A 22413-nucleotide genomic window follows, 5' to 3' on the forward strand; every position below is an offset into this window, starting at 1 on the left:
ACCAAGGCCGCGGGGGTCCGCAGCGTCACTTCCCGGTTGCCCGGACGTGCGCGCCTGTCCATCGTGGGCGGCAAAGGAGATGGAGAATGCTCGCAGGTCTCGCGGCGGATGGAACGTATGCGGCAGGGGCTCGCCACACGATGGACATGAGCGCCGAGGACGCCTGGAGGAACTGGGCCGAGGGCTCGGGCCTGGGGCGGTGGCTCTCCTCGCCGCGCGCGGCGTTGAAGGAGGGTGAGCGGACGACGCTGAAGGATGGGACGGAGGTCCTGGCGGTCCGGGTGCGTGCGCCGGCCCTGCTGCGCATCCGCCTGACGCGCGCGGACTGGCCGCGACCGAGGACCGCGCAGCTCCGCGTCCTCCCGGCCGCGCGAGGGCACACCGTCGCGTTGCACATGGAAGGGCTCCCCGACGCGGCGTCGCGCGCCGAGTACATCCAACAGTGGAAGAAGGCGCTGAGCGGCCTGGAGACGACGCCCGCGAAGAAGTCGGCGCCGAAGAAGACTGGCGCCAAGGCGGCCTCGAAGCAGAAGACAGGCGTCAGGAAGACCCCGGCGAAGAAGGCCAGCGCGCGCAAAGTGGCGTCGAAGAAGACCGGCACCAAGGCGACCTCGAAACAGAAGGCAGGCGCCAGGAAGCCCCCGGCGAAGAAGAAGGCGAGCACCTGAGCCGCTTCCCTCGCGGACGTCTCAGACCTCGCCCAACCCGGGCACGGTCCTCACGCGCACCTCATCTGCCCAGCTTGAGCGTCACGCTCGCGGTGTCCTGCTCCCGACCCGCGAGCGTGAAGCGCAGCTCCCACGTCCCCGGCATGAACAGGTCGAGTTCCGAGACCTCGAACACGCCATCCGAGCGCGACGTGACGCGCGGGGCCTCATCGATGCCATGTCCCATGGACGGCATCCACGGCTGCACGCGCAGCTCCAGTCCCTGAGCGAGCTTCCCGTTCGCCGCATCCGAGACGCGAACGGTGAAGCGCTGTGGCCCGCGTTTCAGCGGCGTCGCCGTGGACAGCACCTTCACGTGCCACCGTCCCGAGGCACTCTGCGTCATCCCCACCACGGACTCCGCGGTGCTCGCCTCGGCCTGCGCGCGCGGCGTCGCGAACGCCGGCGCTCCCGACAGCATCATCCACACGACCCATGTCCTCACGTCGACGCTCCATGGACGCGTGTCTTCACGCCCCATGGTGACTGTAGCCAGACGAATCCTCCGCCTCCTTGCGGCATGTTGCCGCAACCAGGCATGCGTCCCGCGCCTTCACGCAGGCCCAGCTGGAGCGCCGCGTCGTCGTCGTGGGCTTCTTCTTCACCCGCTGCCCCACCGTCTGCCCCCTGCTCACCGAGCGCATGGCCCGGCTCCAGCGACGCGCCCGCGAGCAGGACGTCCCGGTGCACTTCGTGTCCTTCAGCGTGGACCCGCGCTACGACACACCTGAACGGCTCGCTGCCTACGCCCGGGACCACGCCCTCGACACCGCCAACTGGAGCCTCGTCACGGGCCCCCTGGAACAGGTGGAGACCACCGTCCTGAAGGGCTTCCGCGTCATGATGGGCCGTGCCGAGGAAGCCGACGAGGACGACTTCCTCTCCCTCTTCCACGGCGAGCACTTCGTCCTCGTGGACGCCGCGGGCCGGCTCCGCGGCTACTACCGCGTGACGGAGGACCCCCAGGGGCTGGAGCAGCTCCTCGAGGACGCCTCCGCCCTCGCCCACGCCGCGCGCTGACGGACCGCTACGCCTCACGCCACCCGCTCACCGTCCCGAGGCCGCCTGACGGACCTCACCGCGCGCGCGGAACGGCGCGAACAGCTCCACCGCCCAGTCCACGAAGGCGCGCAGCTTGGCGTTCATGTGCCGGTTCTGCGGATACACGATGAAGACCGGGAACGGCTCGCATCGCCACTCGGGCAACAGCCGCACCAGCGCGCCGCTCGCCAGATGCGGGCGCACGACGAACTCCGGCAGCTGCGTCACGCCCAGCCCCGCAAGCACCGCCGTCAGATGCGCCGTGCTCTCGTTCACCGCCACGCTGGCGCGCCCCAGCACCTCCAGCCGCTCCTCGCCCTGGAGGAACGACAACGGAATCACCCGCCCCGTCCGCGTGGAGAAGTAGCTCACGATGTCGTGGCCATCCTGCAAGTCGGTGGGCTGCGTCGGAGTCCCCCTTCGCTTCAGGTAGCCCGGCGTGGCGCAGGACACGAAGTCCAGCTCACCGATGCGCCGACCGACCAGGGCCGGGTCCGGCAACACGCCGCCGCGAATCACGCAGTCCACGCCGTCCCCCACCAGGTCCACCGAGCGGTCCCCCACCCCCAGCTCCAGTTGGATGTCCGGGAACTTCTCCCGGAACGACGGCAGCGCGGGGATGAGCAGGAAGTTGGACACCGACGAGCCCGCATCCACCCGCAGACGTCCCCGGGGCCGGGTCCGCGCGCTCGACACGTCCGCCTCGATGTCCTCCAGGTCCGCCAGCAGCCGGGACGTCCGCGCGTAGTAGGCCGCGCCCTCCGGCGTCACCGTCACCCGCCGCGTGGTGCGCTGGAGCAGCTTCACTTGAAGGTGCGCCTCCAACCCCTGCACCAGCTTCGTCACGGAGGGCTTGGGCATCTTCAAGGTGTCCGCGGCCCGGGTGAAGGTGCCGGCCTCGACCACCCGGGCGAACACCCGCATCGCGGTGAGCTGGTCCATGACGTCGTCCTCGAAGTGTCCAGGGAGGGAGTCCCGGGGACCCCATGATTCTTACCCGAATGAAAACATCCGTGTCCCCAGCCATCGCCTGTCGACAAGGCTGGAACAGCCGCCACCCTGAAACTCATGTCACCGGATGATGTTAGCCTTTGGGCTCCCCTTCACGAAAAGGCGGTCCCCATGAAGACGTGGCTCGCGGTGACGTTGGGCGCAGTGGTCGGACTCGCGGCGGCGGTGGTTCCTCCGGCGGCCGTCGCGGGCGCCTCGGAGCAGGAGCACGAGCAGAAGGACCCCTCGGCCTATCCCGGCCCGTGCTTCCTGGAGCTCATCTGCGAGAACGGCTCGGTGCTCCGGTGCAACGGCGCCTGGGAGTGCGACTACGGGAGCAACTGGATTCGCTGCGACGGCGCCGCCTGGGGCTGTGACGGCTCCAGCACCTGACCCACCGGTGTGCTCCCGGGAGCCCGCGGCGGCTCCCGGGAGCACCCCTCCCGCGACTGACGGGCGACGCGCTCGAGCCGGAACGGCATCCCCGACTCGCTCATGGTGAAGCAGCCCGAGCCGTTCGGCGCGTACTCGAGGGCCTCGCCCTGTCCCTCCACCGTGTCCGTGAGGGCGACGGAGTGGCCGCGAAGGCCGCGCCCGGAGACACCGTCTGGAAGGCTCACGCCGTGCTCACGGCGCGACGTCGAGGAGCCCCACGCCCTTCGTGTGCCACTCGGTGCCGGGGGCGGTGCGCAGGTCATCGGCGGGAGGCGGCAGCAGCTCCCAGAGGGCGGCGTTCTGGGGCGGCACCTTGTTGGTGTTCTGCGCGCGCGCCCGGTAGAGCTGGCCGTCGTGCATCACCAGCGCGCCCGCGGCGTACGTCACCTCCGGTGAGTTGGGGGCGCGGATGGCGCGGTCCGTCCACATCTCCAGCGCGCGCGTCGCGGTCCCCGCCGGCAGACCGGTGTTCACGAAAGTGAGCGCTGGGACGGCGCCGTTCACGTTGCCGGTGGCCGTCACGGTGCCCACGGTGCCGGTGCCGCCCGTGAGGCCCGCGATGAGCCGGCGGCCGCCCTCCCAGCGGTTGTCCTTGAAGGTGATGGGCGAGGTGACGGTGTTCGCCCTGCTGAGCACCACGCCCGGGTCCGAGGAGGTCGGATAGACGCTCTGGTAGCCGAACTCCAGCCCGCGGAAGGCGTTGCGCTCCCAGAGGAACCTCGAGCCCGTCCCCACGGTGCCACCGAACCAGATGCCCAAAGACAGCGTGTCCGCGAAGTAGTTGTCGGTGAAGTCCACGTCGAGCGGCCCGTCGCCCGACTCGGGCTGGGCGAAGAAGTTGAGCAGCGCGCCCGCGCCTCCCACGAAGACGTTGTGGTGGAAGCGGATGCGGCCCGCGCGCACCGTGGCCTGGGAGTTGTTGTCCTGGTACTGCTGGAAGACGGCGCGCCAGTCGATGGCCCCGAAGGCGAAGACGTTGTGGTGCACCTGCGCCCCGTCGCCCAGGCTCTGGACCTGGAGCGCCTCGCTGCCGGTGCGCACCAGCCGGTTGTTGTAGACCTTGAGGTTCGTGGCGAGCGGCGTGGGCGCGCCCTGCGTGGAGCCGAAGTAGATGGCCTCGCTGGCGGTGTCGTGGATGTAGAGGTCGTGCAGCTTGATGTCATTGAGCGGTGGCGCCACCCCGCCGCTCGCCGCGCGGTTGATGCGCACGCCGGCGAAGCCCGAGCGGGTGATTTCCAGGTACTCCAGCTCGAAGCTGTGCGCGTCCCCGATGCCCACGCCCATGTGGCCTTCACTCAGGAAGATGCCATCGCTCAGGATGCCGTAGCGGTTGCGCGACGTGGCGTACTGGCCGCAGCGGTGGCCCGGGAAGTCCGCGTGGCCCGTGCCCGAGTCCGGGTCATACCGGCCGGTGAGCACCCAGTTCGAGCCGCCGCCCATGGACCAGATGTAGCCCTGGGTGCTGCCCGCCTTGGGACGGATGACCACCTGGCCGCCCTTGTTGGTGATGACCAGCGGCCGGCTCGCCGGGCGCTGCGGCAGGTTGCCCAGGTTGATGAGCGTGTAGTTGCCCGCGGGGATGTAGAGCCGGTCCAGCGTGCTCCAGTCCACGTCGGGGTAACGCGTCTGCACGTTGGGGATGTACATCTCCCCGTTGGTGGCGTTGGGCCCCGGCAGCGTGAGGGTGTTGCCCGGCGGCCCGAAGCGGCCGAACGGCTCGCACGCGGCCTCGGTGACGCCGCCACCATCCGGGTTGCCCGCACCGCCGTCCGGGGGAGGGTTGCCACCGTCCGGCGTCAGCCCACCATCCGCGGTCCCCGCGTCCCCCAGCGAGTCGGGGCCCTCCTCGGGCGGGTCCTCCGAGGAGCAGGCCGACGTGAGGCAGACGACGAGACACAGCGCCCAGAGACTCCGAATCATGAGGTGGCTCCTGAGGGGAAGGAGGCCACCAGCCTAGCCCGACTCCACGCGGAGTCCGCGCGACCTGCACGCGGACCCGCGGGTCAGCTCTTGTCACACAGTGACACCTTCAACGAAATTGAGGGTTTGCCTCTTCCTCGTCGGGCGGACGGCTCACGCCACCTTGCCCACGATGATGGAGTACGGGCCCTGGGTGGGGACGACGCGGTCCAGCTTGAAGCCGCCCTCGGCGAAGAGCGCGTCGTACTGGACCTGGGTGCGCTCGCGTCCGCCCGCCAGCGACAGCATGACGATGTCCATCACCAGTGCGGGGTGCAGCTCCGGCCCCTCCGGCAGCATCATCTCCAGCACGAGCAGCTCCGCGTGGGCCGGCGCCGCCTTGCGGATGTTGCGCAGGATGGAGATGGCCTGCGGGTCCGCCCAGTCGTGGAGGATGTTGCTGACGATGTAGGCGTCCGCGCGGGGCAGCGGCCCGACGAAGAAGTCACCGCCCTGCTTCTGCATGCGGGCGTGCGCCTGAGCGTGCTCCACGACGTGGGGCAGGTCGAACAGCGTGCCGCGCGAGCGGGGCGTCGCGTCGAGCACCGCCGACAGCACGTGGCCGCGGCCCCCCGCGATGTCCGCGATGTGCTCGTAGCGGTGGAACTCCATCGCCTGGAGCATGGCCGCGATGGCCATGTGCGACTTGCCCGTCATCGCCGCGTCGAAGATGCGCGCGTCCTCCGGGTGGGACTGGAGATACGGCCACAGGCCGCCGGGCGTCACCGTGTCGCACGCCGTCTGCCCCGTGCGCGCGGACACCGTCAGCGCCTGGGCGCTGCGCCAGTTGATGTCGTCGTTGAACATCATCACCAGCGCCTTGAGCGAGTGCGGGTGGTTGGCCTTGAGGTGCTCGGAGTAGTCCGTGTGCGCCCAGCCCTGCGCGCGCCGCTCGAACACCCCCTGTGCCGACAGCAGGCGCAGCATCCGGTGCAGCGAGTCCGCGTGCGCCCCCGTCGCCTTCGCCAGCTCCTCCGTGCTCATCGGCGTCGTCCCCAGCACGTCCGCCACGCCGAGCTGTGCAACCGCATACAGACACCGCGGGGCCAGATACGACGTGGTGAGATTGAAGATGAACGCTGGGGCGGGAAGTCGTTGCATGTGCGCTCCTGGTCGGCAGGCCTTCAATTGCCTGCAAGCTGAAATTCTACCTGGACCCGGGAACGACCCAGACGCTCCCGCATACCGCCCTGCCTTCAAATGAACACAGACGCTGTATCCCATGACAATGACTGACATGGCGCACTCCGTCACGGAGCGTTGACTAAGGGGTTGTCGCCAGCCCCGCGGGGAGGGGCCATTCCAACACCGGGGGCGCCGAGGTGCCGGGCCCGGGGCGTCTGTTCACGCGTCCCGCAGGCCCCTTCGCCAAGGTGGCTCCCGGAGTGCCCCGCGCGGGACGGCGCTGGTATTGCCAGGAGGGCGCGGACACCCGCGGCCTGATGGCAGCACAGGCGCTGGACGCCTTGGGACCCCGGGAGTCCTCGAGCAACCTCGCGCGAGGGTCCATCGTCGACGAGGCGGCGCTCATCCGCGAACTCCAGGCGAATCTCATCGCCGGCGCTGGCCGGGATGCCTTCGAGCACGAGCCGGACATCCCTCCCGCCCGCGCGGGTTCACCTCCACCCGAGTCCCTGGGGCCGGGTTGTGTCGCCATCGGCGAGCACCTGTCCGCCAATACGGCGCACGCCAGGGGCACCACCCTGACGGGGTGACGCGCCTGGAGTCGGGAGCAGACCTTGGCGCACGGGGAGGCCAGGCGGGCATGGGGTTTGAAATGCCACGTCGACCATGAATGACACCGACGCCCCACCACCCCTCCCGCGCCCACGAAAGGTGTGGCCCTGGGTGGTGGCGCTCAGCCTGCTGTCCTGCTGTGGCTTCAATGTGTTCGCGGTCATCCTCCCCAACTACAAGGCGGCGCAGCTGGACCGGGCCCAGTACGACCTGAAGAACCTCCGGCGCATGCTGGTCGCCTACCGGTCGAAGACAGGGCGATACCCGACGCGAGAAGAAGGACTCCAGGCCCTGGTGACGAGCGGGCTCATCATCGGGGCCGTGCCGCTCGACCCCTGGGAGCGGCCCTACGGCTACTCGGTCGAGGCAGACTCCGTGGAGGTGTGGAGCCTGGGCCCGGATGGCCGTCGCGGTTGTGAGTGTGACGACCTCGTGGATGGGTATCCCGAGAGCCGACGTCCACCGTGCGCGGCGCCGCCGCACGCGCGATGACGACCATCGCGCGGGGCCGGGCGGGGACCTCCCGCTCGGCCTCACACGGTGCGAACACGCCACGGACCTCCGCGAGGACTCAAGCGACGCGAGGGAAGTCCACCTCGGTGCCCGCCACGACGTTGAGGTAGTTGGTGAGCACGTTCTGCGCGACGGCGGCCACCACCTCCACCAGCTCCGCGTCGCTCAGCCCCACCCTGCGCGCCTGCGCCAGCTGCGGGCCCACGTCCGCCGCCCGCGTCCGGGCGATGGCCACGGCCAGGTCCAGGATGGCCTGCTCGCGCGGGTCCGCCGAGCGACCCGCGCGGAACCCCGTGAGCTCCTCCGCCTTCACGCCGTGCCCCTTCGCCAGCGCCGTGTGCGCGGAGAGGCAGTAGGTGCAGCGGTTCAGCTCCGCCACCGCGATGGCGATGGCCTCCTGCGTGCGCGCGGACAGCTTCGCGCCGCCCATGGCGTTGAAGTAGCCCGCCACGGCCTCCAGCGCCGCGGGCGAGTGCGCGAAGGTGGAGAACATCTTCGGCACACCCCCGAACTTCGTCTTCAGGGCGGCGAGCGTGGGCTCGGAGGCGGCGGGCGTGTTCGAGGGGCCAACAGGGGCAATCAGGGGCGTCGTCATGGGGTGCTCCCAGGGACTGCGGGTGGTTCAGCGGGTCGATTGATATCGACTCGATACTAAATGCGCCCGCCCCCTTCGCTTGTCAACTCAGTATCGACACGATACCTTTTGATCCATGGCCGGCGACCGCCTCTACGCGCTGCTCGAGCGACTCGGGAACCTGCTCCGCACGGAGGAGCGGGCGGCGGGGCTGCCCCATGGGTTGCAGCCGGTGCACCTGCAGGCGCTGCGCTACCTGCAGGCGTGCAATCGCTACAGCAACACCCCCGCGGCGCTGACCGAGTACCTGGGGCTCACCAAGGGCACCGTGTCCCAGACGCTGTTGCTGCTGGAGGAGAAGGGGCTGCTCCGCAAGGAGGCGGACACGGAGGACCGGCGCGTCGTCCACCTGATGCTGACGGAGGAGGGGCGCGCGGTGCTGAAAGCGGCCATACCACCGGAGGTCTTCAAGCGGGCCCTGGCGCGGCTGCCCGGCGATGGCGAGGGGCTCGAGGAGGCGCTCACCGGACTCTTGAGCGCGCTGCAGGCGGCGAACGCCCAGCGCAGCTTCGGCGCCTGCGCCACCTGCAAGCACTTCCAGCGCGAGGGCTCGGGGCGCTTCCGCTGCGGGCTGACGCGCGAGCCGCTGTCTCGCGAGGACAGCCAGTTGTTGTGTCGGGAGCATGAAGCCCTGCCCGTGCCTCACTGACACGAGGCTCAGTGCGTGAGCCCGGCTGCGACTCCATCCGGTGGAATGGCTCCCGGACACCCTGCCCACCGAGGACTTCGACTTCACCGTCGCCCCGGCACCGCACGGAGCGCGTTGAGCAGAGTCGGTACCGCCAGCCCCCGACACGAGCGGGCTGGCGGCACCGGGGAAGCTCAGCGAGTCACCTTCGCACGGCCCTGCACGGCCTGGGGCAGGGTGGGGCTGGACGCGACGGCGGCGGAGACTCCGAACACGACGTCGTCGTTGTCATCGTAGAAGCCGAAGGTGCAGCTCAGCTGCGGGCTGGACGCCTCCACGAACTGGGCCCGCAGGACGTGCTGGCCCACGCTGCTGCCCACCGTGAAGGTGTGGCTGAAGGTCTTCGCGCCGCTGCCCGTGCACCGCAGGCCGGCGACGAGCGTGGACCAGAGCGGGAAGCCGGACACGGGGGCATAGTAGAGGTTGAGCTTGTCCGTGGCGTCGTAGCACCACACCGTCACGTCCACCTTGACCTGCTTGCCCGGCGTAATCGGCCCGCCGTCCACGCTGCGCAGCACGACGCGGTCGATGCTCTCGTCCAGGTGGTAGAAGCCGAACGGGCCGTCCGGGCAGCCATCCAGCGTGTTGGGCTCGTTCGGCTCCGCCGCCAGGAACTGGCTGCCACGGCTGTTGACCAGCGTGCCGGTGTCGCAACCGCAGCCGTTGCCGCAGACGGGCGTGCCGAGCGCCGCGTCATAGGTGGCCACGGGCGGCGTGGTGCACGTGCCGCCTCCGCCCGTCTGGGTGGTGAAGCTGAAGCCCGCGCTGTAGTTGCCGGCGCCGCACGCGTCCACCGCGCGCGCCCGCCAGAAATACTGCGTGCCCGCCGTCAGCGCGGGCGTCACGCTCCAGGTGCTGGTGGGGAGCGTCGAGGCCGAGCGGACCACGCTGGAGAAGCCCGCGTCGGTGGCCACCTGCACCTCGTACGACGTCGCGCCCGTCACATCCCCCCAGTCGAGCACGGGGGACAGCGCGACGCCTGTCGCGCCATTGGACGGCGTGGCGAGCACCGGGGCCGCCGCGGGCTGACAGGTGGTGTCCGCGGTGGTGAAGCGGAAGGCCGCGCTGTAGTTGCCGGCGCCGCAGCCGCTCACCGCGCGCACGCGCCAGAAGTACTGCGTGTTGGCCGTCAGCGCGGGCGTCACGCTCCAGGTGCTGTTGGAGAGCGCCGTCGCCGAGCGCACCACGGTGCCGAAGGCCGCGTCGGTGGCCACCTGCACCTCGTACGACGTCGCGCCCGCCACGTCCGCCCAGTCGAGCACGGGCGACAGCGCCACGTTGGCCGCCCCGTCCGCCGGGGTGGAGAGGGTGGCGCCCCCCGGGGGCGTACACGGACCACCGGCCGTCGCGCAGGTGCACGCGGCGGCGGGGCCGTAGCAGGCGCTGGAGCTGGCCGGCACGACGGAGTAGCAGTACTGCCGGCCATTGGCGACCTCGCCATCCGTGTACGTGGTGCCGGTGACGGTGGCGACGCGCACCTTGCCGAAGTCACAGCCCGCGTAGCCCTCCGTCTTCATCACCCAGTACTCGCTGGCGCCGGGCACGCTGTTCCAGCCGAGCGCCACCTGGCCGTCGCTCGGCGTGACGGTGGCGGTGGGCGCCGTCTTCGGGCCCGTGGCGCAGCCGGAGTTGGCGGGCGCGGGCGTGGAGCAGGCGATGCCGTGGCGGTTGAAGGCCGCGTGGATGGCCGTCATGTGCGGCGTGCCGTCGTTGAGGTTGCCGTTGTCGTCGTCCGCGGCCAGCCACTGCATGTAGCCGTGGCTCGCGCCGCAGCCATCGGACGTACCCGCCGAGCAGTTGCAGGCGTGCCACGAGCCCACGTTGCCGCTGCCCTGGTAGAAGACCTTGTTGCCGATGATGAACGCCGTGTTGGAGTCGTAGTTGAACGGCGCGGCCTGCAAGTCGCGAGCGACCAGGTCCCACGCGGCCTGACGCACGGGCGCCGCGGCGCAGTGCACCTGACGGCCGCAGGGACCGGTGCCGGAGGAGCAGCGCGAGCACACGAAGTTCTGCGGCGTGGCCGGCGTCTGGTTCGCGTGCGCCAGGTAGTCCGCGTCGCGCACGCCGGAGCAGCGGGTGTTGCACCACGTCCCGCCCGCCTGCGCCTCGTTCTGGTTGTAGCCCGTGCCGTCCGGCGTCATGCCGCAGCCCAGGTTCGTCGTGGCGAAGAAGCCATAGCCCACGCACGAGGCCTGCAACCGGTAGATGGACGCGATGTCCGCGTACGCCTCGCTGGAGTTGCTCAGCGCGCCGCCGGAGTCGAAGTCATCCATGCCGTGGCCCCACTCGTGGTCGAACACGGCCGCGATTTCGCCCGTGTTCCGGCAACCACCGCCGCTGCGGTAGAAGTTGACGGTGGAGCCGTTCCAGAAGGCGTTGCACGTGCTGTTGATGTTCACGTTGGCGGTGAGCTGGTTCTGCAGCCACGTGTTGTTGGGCAGCCAGCCGCGGCCCAGCTCGGCGATGCGGTTGAGTTCGTAGAAGGCGGAGCGGGAGGCCGGGGTGTTGCCCGCGCCACCGCCGCCCGTGGTGCAGTCGTGCTGGTTGTTGGCGCCGCCCAGGTTGAGGTTGCCGGTGGCGGAGCTGGTGCTGGGCGAGCCGCACGTGTCGCTCACGCGCACGTAGCGGCCGGCCAGCGTGGTGGTGACGTTGCCGGAGGAGTAGTTGAAGACGCCGGCGCCGTCGGTGAAGTTGTTGGGCGAGGCCAGGCCCGTGTTCGCCCAGGGCATGGGCGTGTCCAGCTGCATGGTGCCGCAGGTGGTGTTGTCGGGGCAGATGCCGGTGCTGCTCAACGGATAGATGCCGCCCTTGATGGTGGCGTCCAGGTAGTGGTTGTCGTCCTCGAGCGCGAGCACCTCGCCGGAGTGCGCGTCCACCGTCACCTTCCAGCGCTCCACCTCACCGGGGTTCTGGAAGCCATACGTCCAGACGAGCTGGTGACGGTAGCCCTCGCCGAAGGCCGCGTCGGCGCGGGCCAGGGGGGCGAGCTCCAGCGTGGGCTCCTGCCACAGCGTGCTCGGCGTCTCCAGGAGGCCGAAGCGCTCACCGCCGAGCGTCAGGGCCTGCTCGGGGCTCAGCGTGGGCTTCGTGGACGCGGTGACGTTGCTCCACGCCTCCGTCCCCAGGAGCACCATGTTGCCGTGGCTGAGCGTGGCGACCAGCTTGCCGTGGCGCACGGGGATGCCGTCGACCTCCTGCGGGATGAGCACGTGCCACAGCACGTCGGTGACTTGCTTCACGCGGGGCTGGCCCAGCTGGCGCAGGTCCACGCCGAGCGCGGCCTCGTTGTCGCTCAGGAACTTGAAGAGTGCATCGGCGACGACGGCCTCGTCGACCTCGCCGGTGGAGCGGCCCAGCTGCTGCTGGAGCGAGCCGAGCGTCACGGTGTTGCCCACGCCCTTGCCGGGGATGAGGGGGATGGCGCCCTGGACGGCGGAGGGCATGCCCGTCAGCGGGTCCAGGTACACGTGGAAGTCGCGCCCGTTGCGGGCGAAGAAGTCGTCCCACGCGCCGGGCGCCGCGCCCTTCAGCTTCGAGCGGGCTTCATCCAGGGACACGTTGGAGACGGGCAGGTACAGCTCCGGCTTGAAGAACGCCTGGCTCGCCAACGGGCTCGGTTGTGAGGGCTGGAGTGCCCACGCCAGCGCGCTGCAACACAGCACGAGACAGGCGACCCACTTCGACGATTGACGCATGCGGTCCTCCCGCGAAACGCGAAAGACAGACACTCCCCCCTGGGAGCACGCATCCAGTCGAGCCCGCATCTGCGGGGTATGAAAATCGCTACTTTCAGGAACTGTCGGACTTGCGGAAACCCCTCTGGGGACGCGGAGCTGGACAGTCCACGAGTGAACACTCACAGAGACTTCGAGTCTCACGCGTTCAAGACGGCGGGAAAGCAGCCGTTGCACTGGAGTTGACGCTTCGCGCCGGGGGCGGGGCTCAGGTAGGGAAGAGCAGCCGTGTGTATTGCTTCACCCAGGCGCGGCGGGTGTCGAGGGTGCGGAAGTCGAGCAGGAGGACCTGGTCGAACACGCGGGGGAGCATGGACACGAGGAGGATGGAGGACCAGACCTGGGTGAGCGCGAGTCGGCGGCGCGCTTCCTTCAGGTGGGGTGTGGCGGGGGCGAGCTTTCGGGACAGCGCTTCGAGGAAGGTGTTGAGGCGTTGGACGGCGGGGCCGTCGTAGCGTTGATGCACGAGTGCGTCGTGCAGGTGGGCATGGGCGATGCGGGGGTAGCGGCCGACGTTGCCGACGACGTCCTCGAGCAGGGTCTCGAAGGCCTCGCGGACGGCGAGGCCCTCGTCGAGGAGCTTGTCGAAGTCGAGGAGGACGTGGGTGAAGGCCTGGTCCAGGGTGGAGTCCAGGGCCTGGGTGATGAGCTTCTCCTTGCTGCGGAAGTAGTAGCTGATGGCGGCGCTGTTCACCTGGGCCTCGCGGGCAATCTCGCGGATGCCGGTGGCATCCAGCCCGTCGCGCTCGATGCAGATGATGGTCGCCCGGAGGATGCGCTCCCGGGCGTCCTGTTCCTTCGTTCCCATGCGCCACCATACGGTGGACCTCAGACCTCGGTGAAGCGCGTCCCCGTGACACCGAGCGCTTCCAGCGCGAGCTTGAGGTCCTCGGAGACGATGAGCGCCACGGGCCAGCCCCCCGTCCGGAAGAGCTTCGCCTCACCCACCTTCGACGGGTCGATTCTCAGCCCGTCCACGTCCCGGTACTGGCCCACCTTCTCGGGCCGGCCGTCCTCGGCCGTCCACCGCTCCACCTCCCGGGACGCCGCGTCGTCGATGCATTCGATGAGCTTCGTCGCCACGAGGATGCTGTACTGCTCGGGATGCCCGGGAATCTCCACCGGGATGACCTGCACATCCTCGGGCGCCAGTTCCGTGAGTAGCGTCGCCACTCGGACGTGGACGATGGGCACCGCGAGGCCCGTCAGCGAGAAGTCGAGCGCTCGGCCCGCCCGAGAGACAGGGACTCTCAATGGGCCTGGAGCGTCGATACGTGTGCCCGCCGTGAAGCTCCAGGGGTTCTCCTCCTGCCCTTGAAGGTTCACAGGACTTCGAAGGTGCCATCGCCCCGGCACCTCGGCGTCATCCATCCATCTGAAATATCGCCCCGGCATCTCGAGGAGTGTCGCTTCATTCCTGTCGAGTCACCAGCTTGTTGAGCCTCGTTCCCTCCGAGCTGATCTGCCGGGCAAGCATCCGGAGCTCCCTCGTCAAGGATTCCCGACACTGGGACATCGTTCCACAGTCCCGCATCGCGGAGTTCAGCCGGTCGAGAATGCGCTGATGGTACTCCTGAGGATGTGGCCCCTTGTGCCCAGCCACCTTCACGATGTTGGCGGGGTCATTCAGGGACATACCTGCCTTGTCGAAGACTTCTTCGAACTTGGGCGACCAGGGTCCGTCATCACGGGTGGACTCCCACCACTTGTCCGTGGCGATGTGGTGGTCATGCCCCGCTGAATCCACGGGTCCGACAGCGCCTCCTCCCTGCGCCATCGCCGACACCGCGCCGGTGCTCACCGCGAGCGTGACACCTCGCTCGTCATCGCCACCGCCTGCACCTCACCCACGGCCGAGAGCGCGATGCCCGCCCTCGCGCTCGCCTGCACGGACGCCTGCGCGGACCCTGGCAACGTCGGCACCCGCCCCGCGAAGCCCGCCGCCGTGTTCCCGACGGCCACCGTCGCGAGCATCGCGAAGGCCCTCGCCGCGTTGCGTCCCATCACCCGCCCGTAGCTCTCTCCCGCCTCGCGCAACTCGTCGAAGGTGTGGGCCTTGTCCACCGCCTCCATCAACCGCTGGAAGCCCGCCATCAGGCTCCAGAACGTGTCCACCCCCACATAGGCAATCAACGTGGCCGTCATCACCGCCGCCAGCCCCTTCGACACTGGCTCGGGCACTGACCAGAGGACCAGGTACATCGTCCCCGTCCACATCGCCGCCGCCACCATCGCGCGTGGGTCCGCCATGTCCTCGAAGGCTTCCCACATCTCCTCCAGCACCGCGCCATGCGCGAGCGCCATGGCCAGCGCATAGCGCCCATCCCCACCCACCGTGGAGCGCTCCACCAACAACCCCAGACAGTCTCCCGACTGGCCCGTGCGCTCACACCACCTCAAGTAGGCGCGCGTCATCTCCACGTCCGCGCCGTCTCCCTCCAGATGGCCGCCAGCCCCCACCGGCGTCACCTGCCGCGTGCGCACATCGAAGCGGTACACCCCACCCCGCTCGTCCATCTCGAACAGCCGCCTCGCGGCCTCCTCCGGAGAGCGCGATGGACGAGACCGGCTGCTCTCGGCAACCAAAGCCTCGGCGAACGCGTCTTCTTCCAGGTCAACCGGAACAGCCTCAATGCCAGATGTGATGACGAGCGTCCGCCCGTCATCCGTCTCCAGCCGCACGCCTCGCGTCGTGGAGCACCCCACGAGCAGCACCCACACCACGTACAACCCTTGCCACTTCATCACGCACGCTCCCGGATGAGCCTCCGTGCCGCAGCCGGGAAGATTGCCAAACAAGCCCGACATCCCGACAAAGCGCATGGAGCCCATCCGCTTCCGGCAAGGCTCACGGGATAGGGGTTACGTCTGGAGGTGTCGCTCACTGAAGTACCTTCAGACCTCGGTGAAGCGCATCCCCGTGACACCGAGCGCTTCCAGCGCGAGCTTGAGGTCCTCGGAGACGATGAGCGCCACGGACCAGCCCCCCGTCCGGAAGAGCTTCGCCTCACCCACCTTCGACGGGTCGATTCTCAGCCCGTCCACGTCCCGGTACTGGCCCACCTTCTCGGGCCGTCCGTCCTCGGCTGTCCACCGCTCCACCTCCCGGGACGCCGCGTCGTCGATGCATTCGATGAGCCTCGTCGCCACGAGGATGCTGTACTGCTCGGGATGCCCGGGAATCTCCACGGGGATGATCTGCACGTCCTCGGGTGCCAGCTCCGTGAGCAGCGTCGCCACTCGGACGTGGACGACCGGTGTCGAGATCCCCGCGAGGGTGAAATCGAAGACCCTGCCCGGGACGTCCACGGGAATCCGCAATCGCCCCGGGTTCTCGATGCGGCGCCCCTTCTTGAACACCCAGGGGTCCTCGACCTCGCGACCTGTCAGGTCCGTGGGGATTCCAAGAGAACATCGCCCAGGGAGCGACATGTCGGGAGCAAGCTCGAAGAACCGTTTCGTCATGGGCGTTGAGCAGAAGGCCGCAGGTACGTAGCACCCATCAAGTCCCCGGCAACGACTCCGCGCGCCCCAGCGGCTGCGCGCTCCTCGACCACAAAGCCGCGCAGAGCGCGCCAATCACCAGCTCCGCCACCATCGCCGCGACCAGCTCCGGCGCGGGCGTGCCATCCACGGCCAGGCTCAACAGCCGTGACACGCCATAGGACAGGTACAGCGTCGTCGACACCGCCAGCGACGTGAACGTCAGCCGGCTCCAGACTCCGCCGGCCATGATGAGCAGCCCACACGCCAGCAACGCCCCTCCCGGCGCGCGCACCTCGCTCAGCAGACTCACCTGCCCCCCATGGTCGATTCCACTCCACCCATGGAACGCCTGCGGCGTGAACAACAACGCCGCGCCAATCGCCCCCCCGATGGCACCCACGACCAGCAACACCCCCTTCGTCATCCGGTTTCGCATCGCCGTCCTCGCTTGACACCGTGTCAATTGACTCCGCGAGAGATATTCGCGACTTTACATCATGTCAAGTGAACCGCCGGAGACCCGGACCCGCATCCTCGCGGCCGCGCTGCACCTGTTGGAGACACGCCAGGGGCAGGCCGTCCGGATGAGCGACATCGCGAAGAAGGCCGGGGTCAGCCGTCAGGCCGTCTATCTGCACTTCAGCACCCGAGCCGCCCTGCTCATCGCCACCACGCTCTACCTGGACGAGCTCAAGGACGTGCGCACGCGCCTGGTCCCCAGCCGCACCGCGAAGAGCGGCGCGGAGCGCCTGGACGCATACGTCGGCGCCTGGGCCGACTACATCCCGGAGATTCGCGGCGTGGCCAAGGCGCTGATGGCCATGGCCGACACCGACGAAGAGGCCGCCGAGGCCTGGCAGAAACGCATGGAGGACATGCGCGAAGGCTGCGCCGCCGCCATCGAGGCCCTGCGCGCCGATGGCACCCTCTCCCCCGACTACACGGCCCGCGAGGCCACCGACCTGCTCTGGACGCTCCTGTCCGTGCGCAACTGGGAACACCTCACCCTGGAGCGCAACTACTCCCAGCCTCGCTACAAGGACCTGCTGCTGCGCACCGCGCGCCGGCTCTTCGTGCGCACCTCGCGCTCCGCCACCTGAGCCCGTGCCAACCGCTGCGCACCGTGCAGTCCCCTGCACACGTCCCACCCCCTGCATCCGCTGCAACTTCCTCCAGGTCCGTGCGTTGCAACTCCAACACGCCATGACCCCACGCCTCCTCTGCGCCCTCCTCGTCCTCCTCCCCTTCGTGTCGCAGGCCCAGGTCTCCTTCCCCAAGAACGAGACCTGGCTCACCGTCGGCCCCCTCGTCAGCATCGACGACCTCGCGGGCAAGCCCCGCTACGGGCTGGGCCTGGAGTCCACCGTCAACTGGGTCCATGAAGTCCAGAGCCTGGGCGCCTTCGCCCAGGCCCAGTGGATGACCCAGGGGGAGGCCCGCCTCGCCGGCGGCATCCAGGGCACCCTGCTCTTCGCGGGCCTGGAGCTGGGCGCCTACCACCTCACCGGTACCGAGGACCACCTGCCCACCACCGGCCTTCAAATCACCCCCTTCCTCACGGGCATCTACGGCTCGCTGGGCGTGCGCATCAGCCTGCCCCTGAGCGACAAGGGCGGCGCGCTCGGCCCGGAGGGCGTCCCCGGCCGCGTCCGACAGGGCCGTGAGGTGGGACTCGTCCTGACAGGCAAGCTCCCCTTCCTCCTGGGCGGCACGAGCAGCTACGAGCCGTCCTATCCCTGGAACTAGGAGCGCATCCCTCCTCGGGCCCCCTTCCCTCCCTGGCTCCGGGTGCTATCAAGCACCCACCATGCCTGAGTCAGCGCCCCCCGCCCTGTTCGACGCCGTCCCCGCGGAGATGGACTTCCCGGCCGAGGAACGCCGCATCCTCGCCTTCTGGAAGGACCGTCGCATCTTCGAGCGCTCGCTCGAGGCGCGCGAAGGGGCCAAGAGCTTCGTCTTCTACGAGGGCCCGCCCACCGCCAACGGCCTGCCCCACAACGGCCACGTCCTCACCCGCGTCATCAAGGACCTGTTCCCCCGCTACCAGACGATGCGCGGCCACTACGTGCCTCGCAAGGCGGGCTGGGACACCCACGGCCTGCCCGTGGAGGTGGAGGTGGAGAAGGAGCTGCGCATCCACGGCAAGGCGGAGATCGAGCGCTATGGCGTGGAGCCCTTCACCGAGCGCTGCATCGAGTCCGTCTTCCGCTACACCTCCGAGTGGGAGCGGCTCACCGAGCGCATCGGCTTCTGGGTGGACCTGAACCAGGCCTATGTCACCTACCACCGCCCCTTCGTGGAGAGCGTCTGGTGGGCGCTGGCGGAGCTGCACCAGAAGGGCCTGCTGTACCAGGGCCACAAGGTGGTCTGGTGGTGGCCGCAGGGCGGCACCGCGCTGAGCTCGGCCGAGGTGGGCCTGGGCTACAAGACGGTGGATGACCCGAGCGTCTACGTCGCCTTCCCCCTGCGCGACGCGCCGGACACCTCGCTGCTCGTCTGGACGACCACGCCCTGGACGCTGCCGTCCAACATGTACGCGGCCGTCAACGCGGGCGTCGACTACGTCACCGTGGACGCGGGCGACCGCAAGCTCATCGTCGCCGCCGCGCTGCGAGAGGAGCTGGCCAAGAAGCTCAAGAAGGACCTGCCTGTCCTCGACACGCAGCCGGGCCGCGCGCTGGTGGGCCAGCGCTACCTGCCGCCCTTCGACGTGTACTTCTCCAAGGAGGGAGACACGCGGCTGGCGCTGCGCGACGGCGGCGACGACGTGCGCGCCTGGCGCGTGCTGGCCGCGGACTTCGTCACGCTGTCGAGCGGCACGGGCATCGTCCACATCGCCCCGGCCTTCGGCGAGGACGACTACGACGCCTTCCGCAAGGACCGCGAGCGCTTCGCCCAGCCGCACGCGATGGAGCTGTTCTGCGCGGTGAAGCCGGACGGCACCTTCTCCGAGGACGTGCCGCTCGTCACCGGCAAGTTCGTGAAGGACGCGGACAAGGACATCCAGCGCAACCTCAAGGAGCGGGGCCTGTTGCTCGTCACCGAGCAGTACAAGCACGAGTACCCGTTCTGCTGGCGCGCGGATGACGACCCGCTCATCCAGTTCGCCCGCCCCGCCTGGTACATCCGCACCACGGCGGTGAAGGACCGCGCCATCGCCAACAACCGCGCCGTCAACTGGGTGCCCGAGCACATCAAGGAAGGCCGCTTCGGCGACTTCCTGGCCAACAACGTCGACTGGGCCCTGTCGCGCGAGCGCTACTGGGGCACGCCGCTGCCTTTGTGGGTCCACTCGGAGACGGGCGAGGTGGAGGCGGTGCCCTCGCTCGAGGCGCTGCGCCAGAAGCCCGGCAGCAACCTGGGCGCCGTGGAGGCGGAGCTCGCCGCGTTCCTCAGGGGCAAGCCGCACGAGGCCAACGCGCGCCACCTCATCGTCCACAAGCCCTGGATTGACAAGGTGACGTACGAGAAGCCGGGCACCCCGGGCCGCTTCGTGCGCGTGCCCGAGGTGGTGGACGTGTGGTTCGACTCGGGCTGCATGCCCTTCGCGCAGTGGGGCTTCCCGCATGCGGAGGGCTCGCACGCCATCTTCAACCGCGCCTTCCCGGCGGACTTCATCTCCGAGGCCATCGACCAGACGCGCGGGTGGTTCTACTCCCTGCTCATGGTGAGCACGCTGGTCTTCGACGAGGAGACGCAGGCGCGCCTGGGACTCGTGCCCCAGCGGGAGTGGCCGCACCCGTACAAGAGCTGCATCGTGCTGGGCCACGTCTCCGACAAGGAGGGCCGCAAGGAGTCCAAGTCCAAGGGCAACTACACGCCACCCGAAATCATCCTCGACGAGGTGCGCATGGACTTCGCCGTGCTCACCGCCGCCGAGGCGGGCGTGCCGGGGGAGCCGGGCGTGGCGCTCATCGCGCGCGAGGACCTGGAGGGCCTGGACCTGGTGGAGGGCGCCAAGGTGCAGGTGTTCCGCCCGGACCGGCCGGACGTCTTGGTCACCGTGACGGTGAAGGCGCACAAGAAGCTCAAGCGCCGCGTGGTGCTGCTCGGGCCCGCGGAGCACGAGAAGCTGGGCGTGGCGCCGTCCGCCAAGGGCGCGGGCGTGATGCCGGTGGAGGTGCCGAGGCTCGCGGCCTCCGAGCGTGTCACCGTGAAGGACCCCAACGCCAAGGCCCCCGGCGCGGACGCGTTCCGCTGGTTCTTCTACGCGGCGAGCCCCACGTGGTCCAACACGCGCCACTCGCTGGCGAACGTGCGGCTGTTGCAGAAGGACTTTCAAATCAAGCTGCGCAACGTCTACTCGTTCTTCACCATCTACTCGAACATCGACGGCTTCAACCCGGCGAAGGGCAACCCGGACGCCAAGGCGGCGCCGTGGGAGGCGGTGAAGCAGAGCCAGGGCTGGCGCGAGGTGAAGCAGCGCCCGCTCCTGGACCGCTGGATTCTGTCCGAGGTGCAGCTGGCGCTGCGCGACGTGGAGAAGGCGCTGGACACCTATCAGGTGTACGACGCGGCCCAGCGGCTGGTGGCGCTGGTGGACGGCCTGTCCAACTGGTTCCTGCGCCGCAGCCGGGACCGGTACTGGACGGCGGGGCTGGAGCAGGACAAGCAGGACGCGTACTTCACGCTGTACGAGGCGCTGACCACCATCGCCGCCCTCTCCGCGCCGTTCATCCCGTTCTTCGCCGACGAGATGTGGGGCAACCTGGTGCGCAAGCCCTGGCCCGCGACGCAGCCGGAGAGCGTGCACCTGGCGGACTTCCCCAAGGCGGACCCAAGCCTCATCGACGCGGAGCTGGCCGCGGACATGGCGGCGGTGCGCGAGCTGGTGTCGCCGGGCCTCAAGGTGCGCACGGACAACAAGCTCAAGGTGCGTCAGCCGCTCGCGCGCGCGGACATCATCCTCGCGCGCAAGGAGCTGACGGACCGGCTGGCCGCGTACAAGGATTTGCTCGCGGACGAGCTGAACGTGCACGAGGTGCGCTTCGTGGAGCCGGGCAGCCCGGACGCGGACGTGGTGCGCTTCCGGGTGCGGCCGAACCTGCGCGCGGTGGGCGGACGGCTCGGGCCCAAGCTGGCGCCGGTGCGCAAGGCGTTCGACACGGGCGACGGGCGCGCGCTGCACCGCGAGCTGCTCCAGACGGGGCAGGTGGCGCTGGAGCTGGGCGGCGAGAAGCTGGTGTTCACCGGTGAGGAGCTGGAGACGCTCGTGGAGGCCAACCCCGGCTTCGCGGCGGCGGGCACCGGCGCCGGCGTGGTGGTGCTCCACACGCAGCTCACCGAAGCGCTCATCGACGAGGGGCTCGTGCGCGAGCTGCTCGCGCGGGTGCAGGGGGCTCGCAAGGATTTGGAGCTGGGCTACACGGACACCATCCAGCTCTGGGTGGACGGTGATGCGCGCGTGAAGCGCGTGACGGACGAGGGCCGCGCGTTGATTGCGCGGGAGACGCTCGCCTCCGCCATCCACGTGGGGCCCGAGGGCTTCACCGGGCAGGAGGAGGAGGTCAGCCTCAACGGCCTGCCGGCCCGCCTGCGCGTCCAGCGCGGCTGAGCCTCACCGGCCCGCGTGCTCGACACGCGGGCCGCGCCCCGGGGTGCGCTATTTCGCGCGAGCGCGCGGGCGCCAGGCACGCCCCGGGCCCACCCTCACGAAGCTCGCGGGCTCAGCGACACCAGGCCCTGGCGCGATGGCAGGAGCAACATCCGCGCGAAGCGCGCATGGCTCCGCCGGCCCCTCATCGCGGCGCGAGAGCAAGGTCGACACCGGCGCGAAGCCCTTGTGAACCGGCGACGTCCTCGCGAGCCCGCGCAGCCTCAGCGCACCAGCAGGAACAGGAAGACGCCCAGGAACACCAGCAGCAGGAAGCCCACGTGGCTCAGCCGGCTCAGCCCCTCCTCCCCGCGACCCACCGCGCGGAGGAAGTGGTCCCGCATCCGCTCGAACCCGCGCAGCGTGCGCACCGTCAACTCACTCGGCTTCGAGTCCTCGCGCTCCGCCCCTCGCGTCAAGAGTCGCCACCCGGGGAGAACCCGCCGCGACAAGGGCCACAGCACGTCCCCCGCCGGTATCTCCGGCACGCTCCGGCCCATGCGCCACGCCACGACGCTCACGGCCACACCCAGCGCCACGGGCCAGGCCGCGGACCACACGTTCTTCGGCTCCAGGAGCTTGGGCAGGAACTCCGAGCCCACCGGCGGCCCTACCAGCAGCACCGTGTCCACGACGAGCAGCAGCACCCACGACAACCACATCCCTCCGGTGGCGCGAGCCCCCTGCTCGGGCGCATCGGGGAGCACCGTCACCAGGAAGCGCGCCATGATGAGCGTGCTGCCCACCGCCGCCAGCGACAACAGCGTCGGCACCACCTCCGGCGCGTGCGCCACCGCCTCCGCCGACTTCAACGACAACTTCGCCAACGCCCCGCTCGTCAGCGGCGCTCCGGCGATCTCCAGCCCGGCCCACACCAGCCCCACCCACACCACCAC

At 69.6% G+C, this 22413-nt stretch carries 22 protein-coding genes; 9 read left to right on the top strand and 13 right to left on the bottom strand.

All coding sequences use genetic code 11. The annotated features are described in order from the left end of the window. Window positions 1-86: 86 nt before the first annotated feature. Window positions 87-668, top strand: coding sequence for a hypothetical protein (locus tag FL311_RS08775; protein ID WP_141324484.1), 582 nt, complete (start codon window positions 87-89; stop codon window positions 666-668). Between the two features lie 61 nt (window positions 669-729). Here FL311_RS08775 and FL311_RS08780 read toward each other — a convergent pair whose 3' ends face one another. Continuing rightward, the gene (locus FL311_RS08780; RefSeq protein ID WP_223751389.1) at window positions 730-1152 is read right to left on the bottom strand and encodes a FixH family protein; all 423 of its coding nucleotides are present in this window, start codon (window positions 1150-1152) and stop codon (window positions 730-732) included. Window positions 1153-1220: 68 nt separating this feature from the next. On the opposite strand from FL311_RS08780, the gene FL311_RS08785 reads away from it, so the two are divergent. Then, on the top strand, window positions 1221-1727 hold the full coding sequence (locus FL311_RS08785; protein ID WP_141324485.1) for an SCO family protein: 507 nt from the start codon (window positions 1221-1223) through the stop codon (window positions 1725-1727). 27 nt (window positions 1728-1754) lie between these two features. Here the strand turns inward: FL311_RS08785 and FL311_RS08790 are convergent, their stop codons facing one another. Next, the gene (locus FL311_RS08790) at window positions 1755-2690 is read right to left on the bottom strand and encodes a LysR family transcriptional regulator (protein ID WP_141324486.1); all 936 of its coding nucleotides are present in this window, start codon (window positions 2688-2690) and stop codon (window positions 1755-1757) included. Between the two features lie 180 nt (window positions 2691-2870). Here FL311_RS08790 and FL311_RS08795 point away from each other — a divergent pair, with 180 nt between their 5' ends. Next, window positions 2871-3131 (top strand): hypothetical protein, encoded by a 261-nt coding sequence (locus FL311_RS08795; RefSeq protein ID WP_141324487.1) that lies wholly within the window; start codon window positions 2871-2873, stop codon window positions 3129-3131. A gap of 234 nt (window positions 3132-3365) precedes the next feature. On the opposite strand, the gene FL311_RS08800 is transcribed toward FL311_RS08795, so the two are convergent. Beyond that, on the bottom strand, window positions 3366-5093 hold the full coding sequence (locus FL311_RS08800) for a right-handed parallel beta-helix repeat-containing protein (RefSeq protein WP_141324488.1): 1728 nt from the start codon (window positions 5091-5093) through the stop codon (window positions 3366-3368). Between the two features lie 153 nt (window positions 5094-5246). Beyond that, the gene (locus FL311_RS08805) at window positions 5247-6233 is read right to left on the bottom strand and encodes a methyltransferase (protein ID WP_194869126.1); all 987 of its coding nucleotides are present in this window, start codon (window positions 6231-6233) and stop codon (window positions 5247-5249) included. A 284-nt stretch (window positions 6234-6517) separates the two neighbouring features. On the opposite strand from FL311_RS08805, the gene FL311_RS08810 reads away from it, so the two are divergent. Further along, a complete protein-coding gene (locus FL311_RS08810; RefSeq protein WP_228556763.1) occupies window positions 6518-6847 on the top strand; it encodes an NAD(P)-dependent oxidoreductase in 330 nt (109 codons plus the stop codon). 133 nt (window positions 6848-6980) lie between these two features. Beyond that, complete coding sequence (locus FL311_RS08815; protein ID WP_228556764.1) at window positions 6981-7361, top strand: type II secretion system protein GspG; 381 nt, start codon at window positions 6981-6983, stop codon at window positions 7359-7361. Between the two features lie 79 nt (window positions 7362-7440). Here the strand turns inward: FL311_RS08815 and FL311_RS08820 are convergent, their stop codons facing one another. Further along, a complete protein-coding gene (locus tag FL311_RS08820) occupies window positions 7441-7977 on the bottom strand; it encodes a carboxymuconolactone decarboxylase family protein (protein WP_141324491.1) in 537 nt (178 codons plus the stop codon). A 115-nt stretch (window positions 7978-8092) separates the two neighbouring features. On the opposite strand from FL311_RS08820, the gene FL311_RS08825 reads away from it, so the two are divergent. Next, complete coding sequence (locus tag FL311_RS08825; RefSeq protein WP_141324492.1) at window positions 8093-8665, top strand: MarR family winged helix-turn-helix transcriptional regulator; 573 nt, start codon at window positions 8093-8095, stop codon at window positions 8663-8665. A 173-nt stretch (window positions 8666-8838) separates the two neighbouring features. On the opposite strand, the gene FL311_RS08830 is transcribed toward FL311_RS08825, so the two are convergent. The 7 genes from FL311_RS08830 to FL311_RS08855 all read right to left on the bottom strand — a co-directional run bounded on the left by FL311_RS08830 (window position 8839) and on the right by FL311_RS08855 (window position 16360). Next, complete coding sequence (locus FL311_RS08830) at window positions 8839-12399, bottom strand: PepSY domain-containing protein (RefSeq protein ID WP_141324493.1); 3561 nt, start codon at window positions 12397-12399, stop codon at window positions 8839-8841. A gap of 247 nt (window positions 12400-12646) precedes the next feature. Continuing rightward, window positions 12647-13246 (bottom strand): TetR/AcrR family transcriptional regulator, encoded by a 600-nt coding sequence (locus FL311_RS08835; RefSeq protein WP_141324494.1) that lies wholly within the window; start codon window positions 13244-13246, stop codon window positions 12647-12649. 20 nt (window positions 13247-13266) lie between these two features. Continuing rightward, a complete protein-coding gene (locus FL311_RS08840) occupies window positions 13267-13833 on the bottom strand; it encodes a DUF1629 domain-containing protein (protein ID WP_141324495.1) in 567 nt (188 codons plus the stop codon). A gap of 16 nt (window positions 13834-13849) precedes the next feature. Continuing rightward, window positions 13850-14239, bottom strand: a complete 390-nt coding sequence (locus tag FL311_RS44970; protein WP_228556765.1) for an AHH domain-containing protein — start codon at window positions 14237-14239, stop codon at window positions 13850-13852. Next, complete coding sequence (locus FL311_RS08845; RefSeq protein ID WP_228556766.1) at window positions 14236-15186, bottom strand: hypothetical protein; 951 nt, start codon at window positions 15184-15186, stop codon at window positions 14236-14238. The genes FL311_RS44970 and FL311_RS08845 overlap by 4 nt, the downstream gene beginning before the upstream one ends. 147 nt (window positions 15187-15333) lie before the next feature. Continuing rightward, the gene (locus FL311_RS08850; protein WP_141324496.1) at window positions 15334-15903 is read right to left on the bottom strand and encodes a DUF1629 domain-containing protein; all 570 of its coding nucleotides are present in this window, start codon (window positions 15901-15903) and stop codon (window positions 15334-15336) included. A 37-nt stretch (window positions 15904-15940) separates the two neighbouring features. Next, entirely contained in the window at window positions 15941-16360 is a 420-nt protein-coding gene (locus tag FL311_RS08855; RefSeq protein ID WP_141324497.1) for a DUF4345 domain-containing protein, read from the bottom strand. A gap of 61 nt (window positions 16361-16421) precedes the next feature. Between FL311_RS08855 and FL311_RS08860 the strand changes: the two genes are divergently transcribed. The 3 genes from FL311_RS08860 (at window position 16422) to ileS (ending at window position 21478) form a co-directional block, all read left to right on the top strand. Next, the gene (locus tag FL311_RS08860) at window positions 16422-17024 is read left to right on the top strand and encodes a TetR/AcrR family transcriptional regulator (RefSeq protein WP_141324498.1); all 603 of its coding nucleotides are present in this window, start codon (window positions 16422-16424) and stop codon (window positions 17022-17024) included. Window positions 17025-17127: 103 nt separating this feature from the next. Then, the gene (locus FL311_RS08865; RefSeq protein ID WP_141324499.1) at window positions 17128-17670 is read left to right on the top strand and encodes a hypothetical protein; all 543 of its coding nucleotides are present in this window, start codon (window positions 17128-17130) and stop codon (window positions 17668-17670) included. Between the two features lie 61 nt (window positions 17671-17731). Beyond that, entirely contained in the window at window positions 17732-21478 is a 3747-nt protein-coding gene (gene ileS / locus FL311_RS08870) for an isoleucine--tRNA ligase (RefSeq protein WP_141324500.1), read from the top strand. Window positions 21479-21741: 263 nt separating this feature from the next. Here the strand turns inward: ileS and FL311_RS08875 are convergent. Beyond that, the coding region (locus FL311_RS08875) for a hypothetical protein (RefSeq protein ID WP_228556767.1) at window positions 21742-22413 on the bottom strand (672 nt) is incomplete at its 5' end.

The organism is Myxococcus sp. AB025B, assembly GCF_006518215.1.
In the GTDB taxonomy this organism is placed as follows: Bacteria; Myxococcota; Myxococcia; order Myxococcales; family Myxococcaceae; genus Myxococcus; species Myxococcus fulvus.

Bases quoted from the DNA above. Each gene is read 5' to 3' on its own strand.
- FL311_RS08775 (WP_141324484.1), top strand. From the start codon at position 87: ATGCTCGCAGGTCTCGCGGCGGATGGAACGTATGCGGCAGGGGCTCGC.
- FL311_RS08800 (WP_141324488.1), bottom strand. From the start codon at position 5,093: ATGATTCGGAGTCTCTGGGCGCTGTGTCTCGTCGTCTGCCTCACGTCG.
- FL311_RS08855 (WP_141324497.1), bottom strand. From the start codon at position 16,360: ATGCGAAACCGGATGACGAAGGGGGTGTTGCTGGTCGTGGGTGCCATC.
- FL311_RS08820 (WP_141324491.1), bottom strand. From the start codon at position 7,977: ATGACGACGCCCCTGATTGCCCCTGTTGGCCCCTCGAACACGCCCGCC.
- FL311_RS08830 (WP_141324493.1), bottom strand. From the start codon at position 12,399: ATGCGTCAATCGTCGAAGTGGGTCGCCTGTCTCGTGCTGTGTTGCAGC.
- ileS (WP_141324500.1), top strand. From the start codon at position 17,732: ATGCCTGAGTCAGCGCCCCCCGCCCTGTTCGACGCCGTCCCCGCGGAG.
- FL311_RS08840 (WP_141324495.1), bottom strand. From the start codon at position 13,833: ATGCCGGGGCGATATTTCAGATGGATGGATGACGCCGAGGTGCCGGGG.
- FL311_RS08825 (WP_141324492.1), top strand. From the start codon at position 8,093: ATGGCCGGCGACCGCCTCTACGCGCTGCTCGAGCGACTCGGGAACCTG.
- FL311_RS08805 (WP_194869126.1), bottom strand. From the start codon at position 6,233: ATGCAACGACTTCCCGCCCCAGCGTTCATCTTCAATCTCACCACGTCG.
- FL311_RS08795 (WP_141324487.1), top strand. From the start codon at position 2,871: ATGAAGACGTGGCTCGCGGTGACGTTGGGCGCAGTGGTCGGACTCGCG.
- FL311_RS08860 (WP_141324498.1), top strand. From the start codon at position 16,422: ATGTCAAGTGAACCGCCGGAGACCCGGACCCGCATCCTCGCGGCCGCG.
- FL311_RS08835 (WP_141324494.1), bottom strand. From the start codon at position 13,246: ATGGGAACGAAGGAACAGGACGCCCGGGAGCGCATCCTCCGGGCGACC.
- FL311_RS08865 (WP_141324499.1), top strand. From the start codon at position 17,128: ATGACCCCACGCCTCCTCTGCGCCCTCCTCGTCCTCCTCCCCTTCGTG.
- FL311_RS08850 (WP_141324496.1), bottom strand. From the start codon at position 15,903: ATGACGAAACGGTTCTTCGAGCTTGCTCCCGACATGTCGCTCCCTGGG.
- FL311_RS08790 (WP_141324486.1), bottom strand. From the start codon at position 2,690: ATGGACCAGCTCACCGCGATGCGGGTGTTCGCCCGGGTGGTCGAGGCC.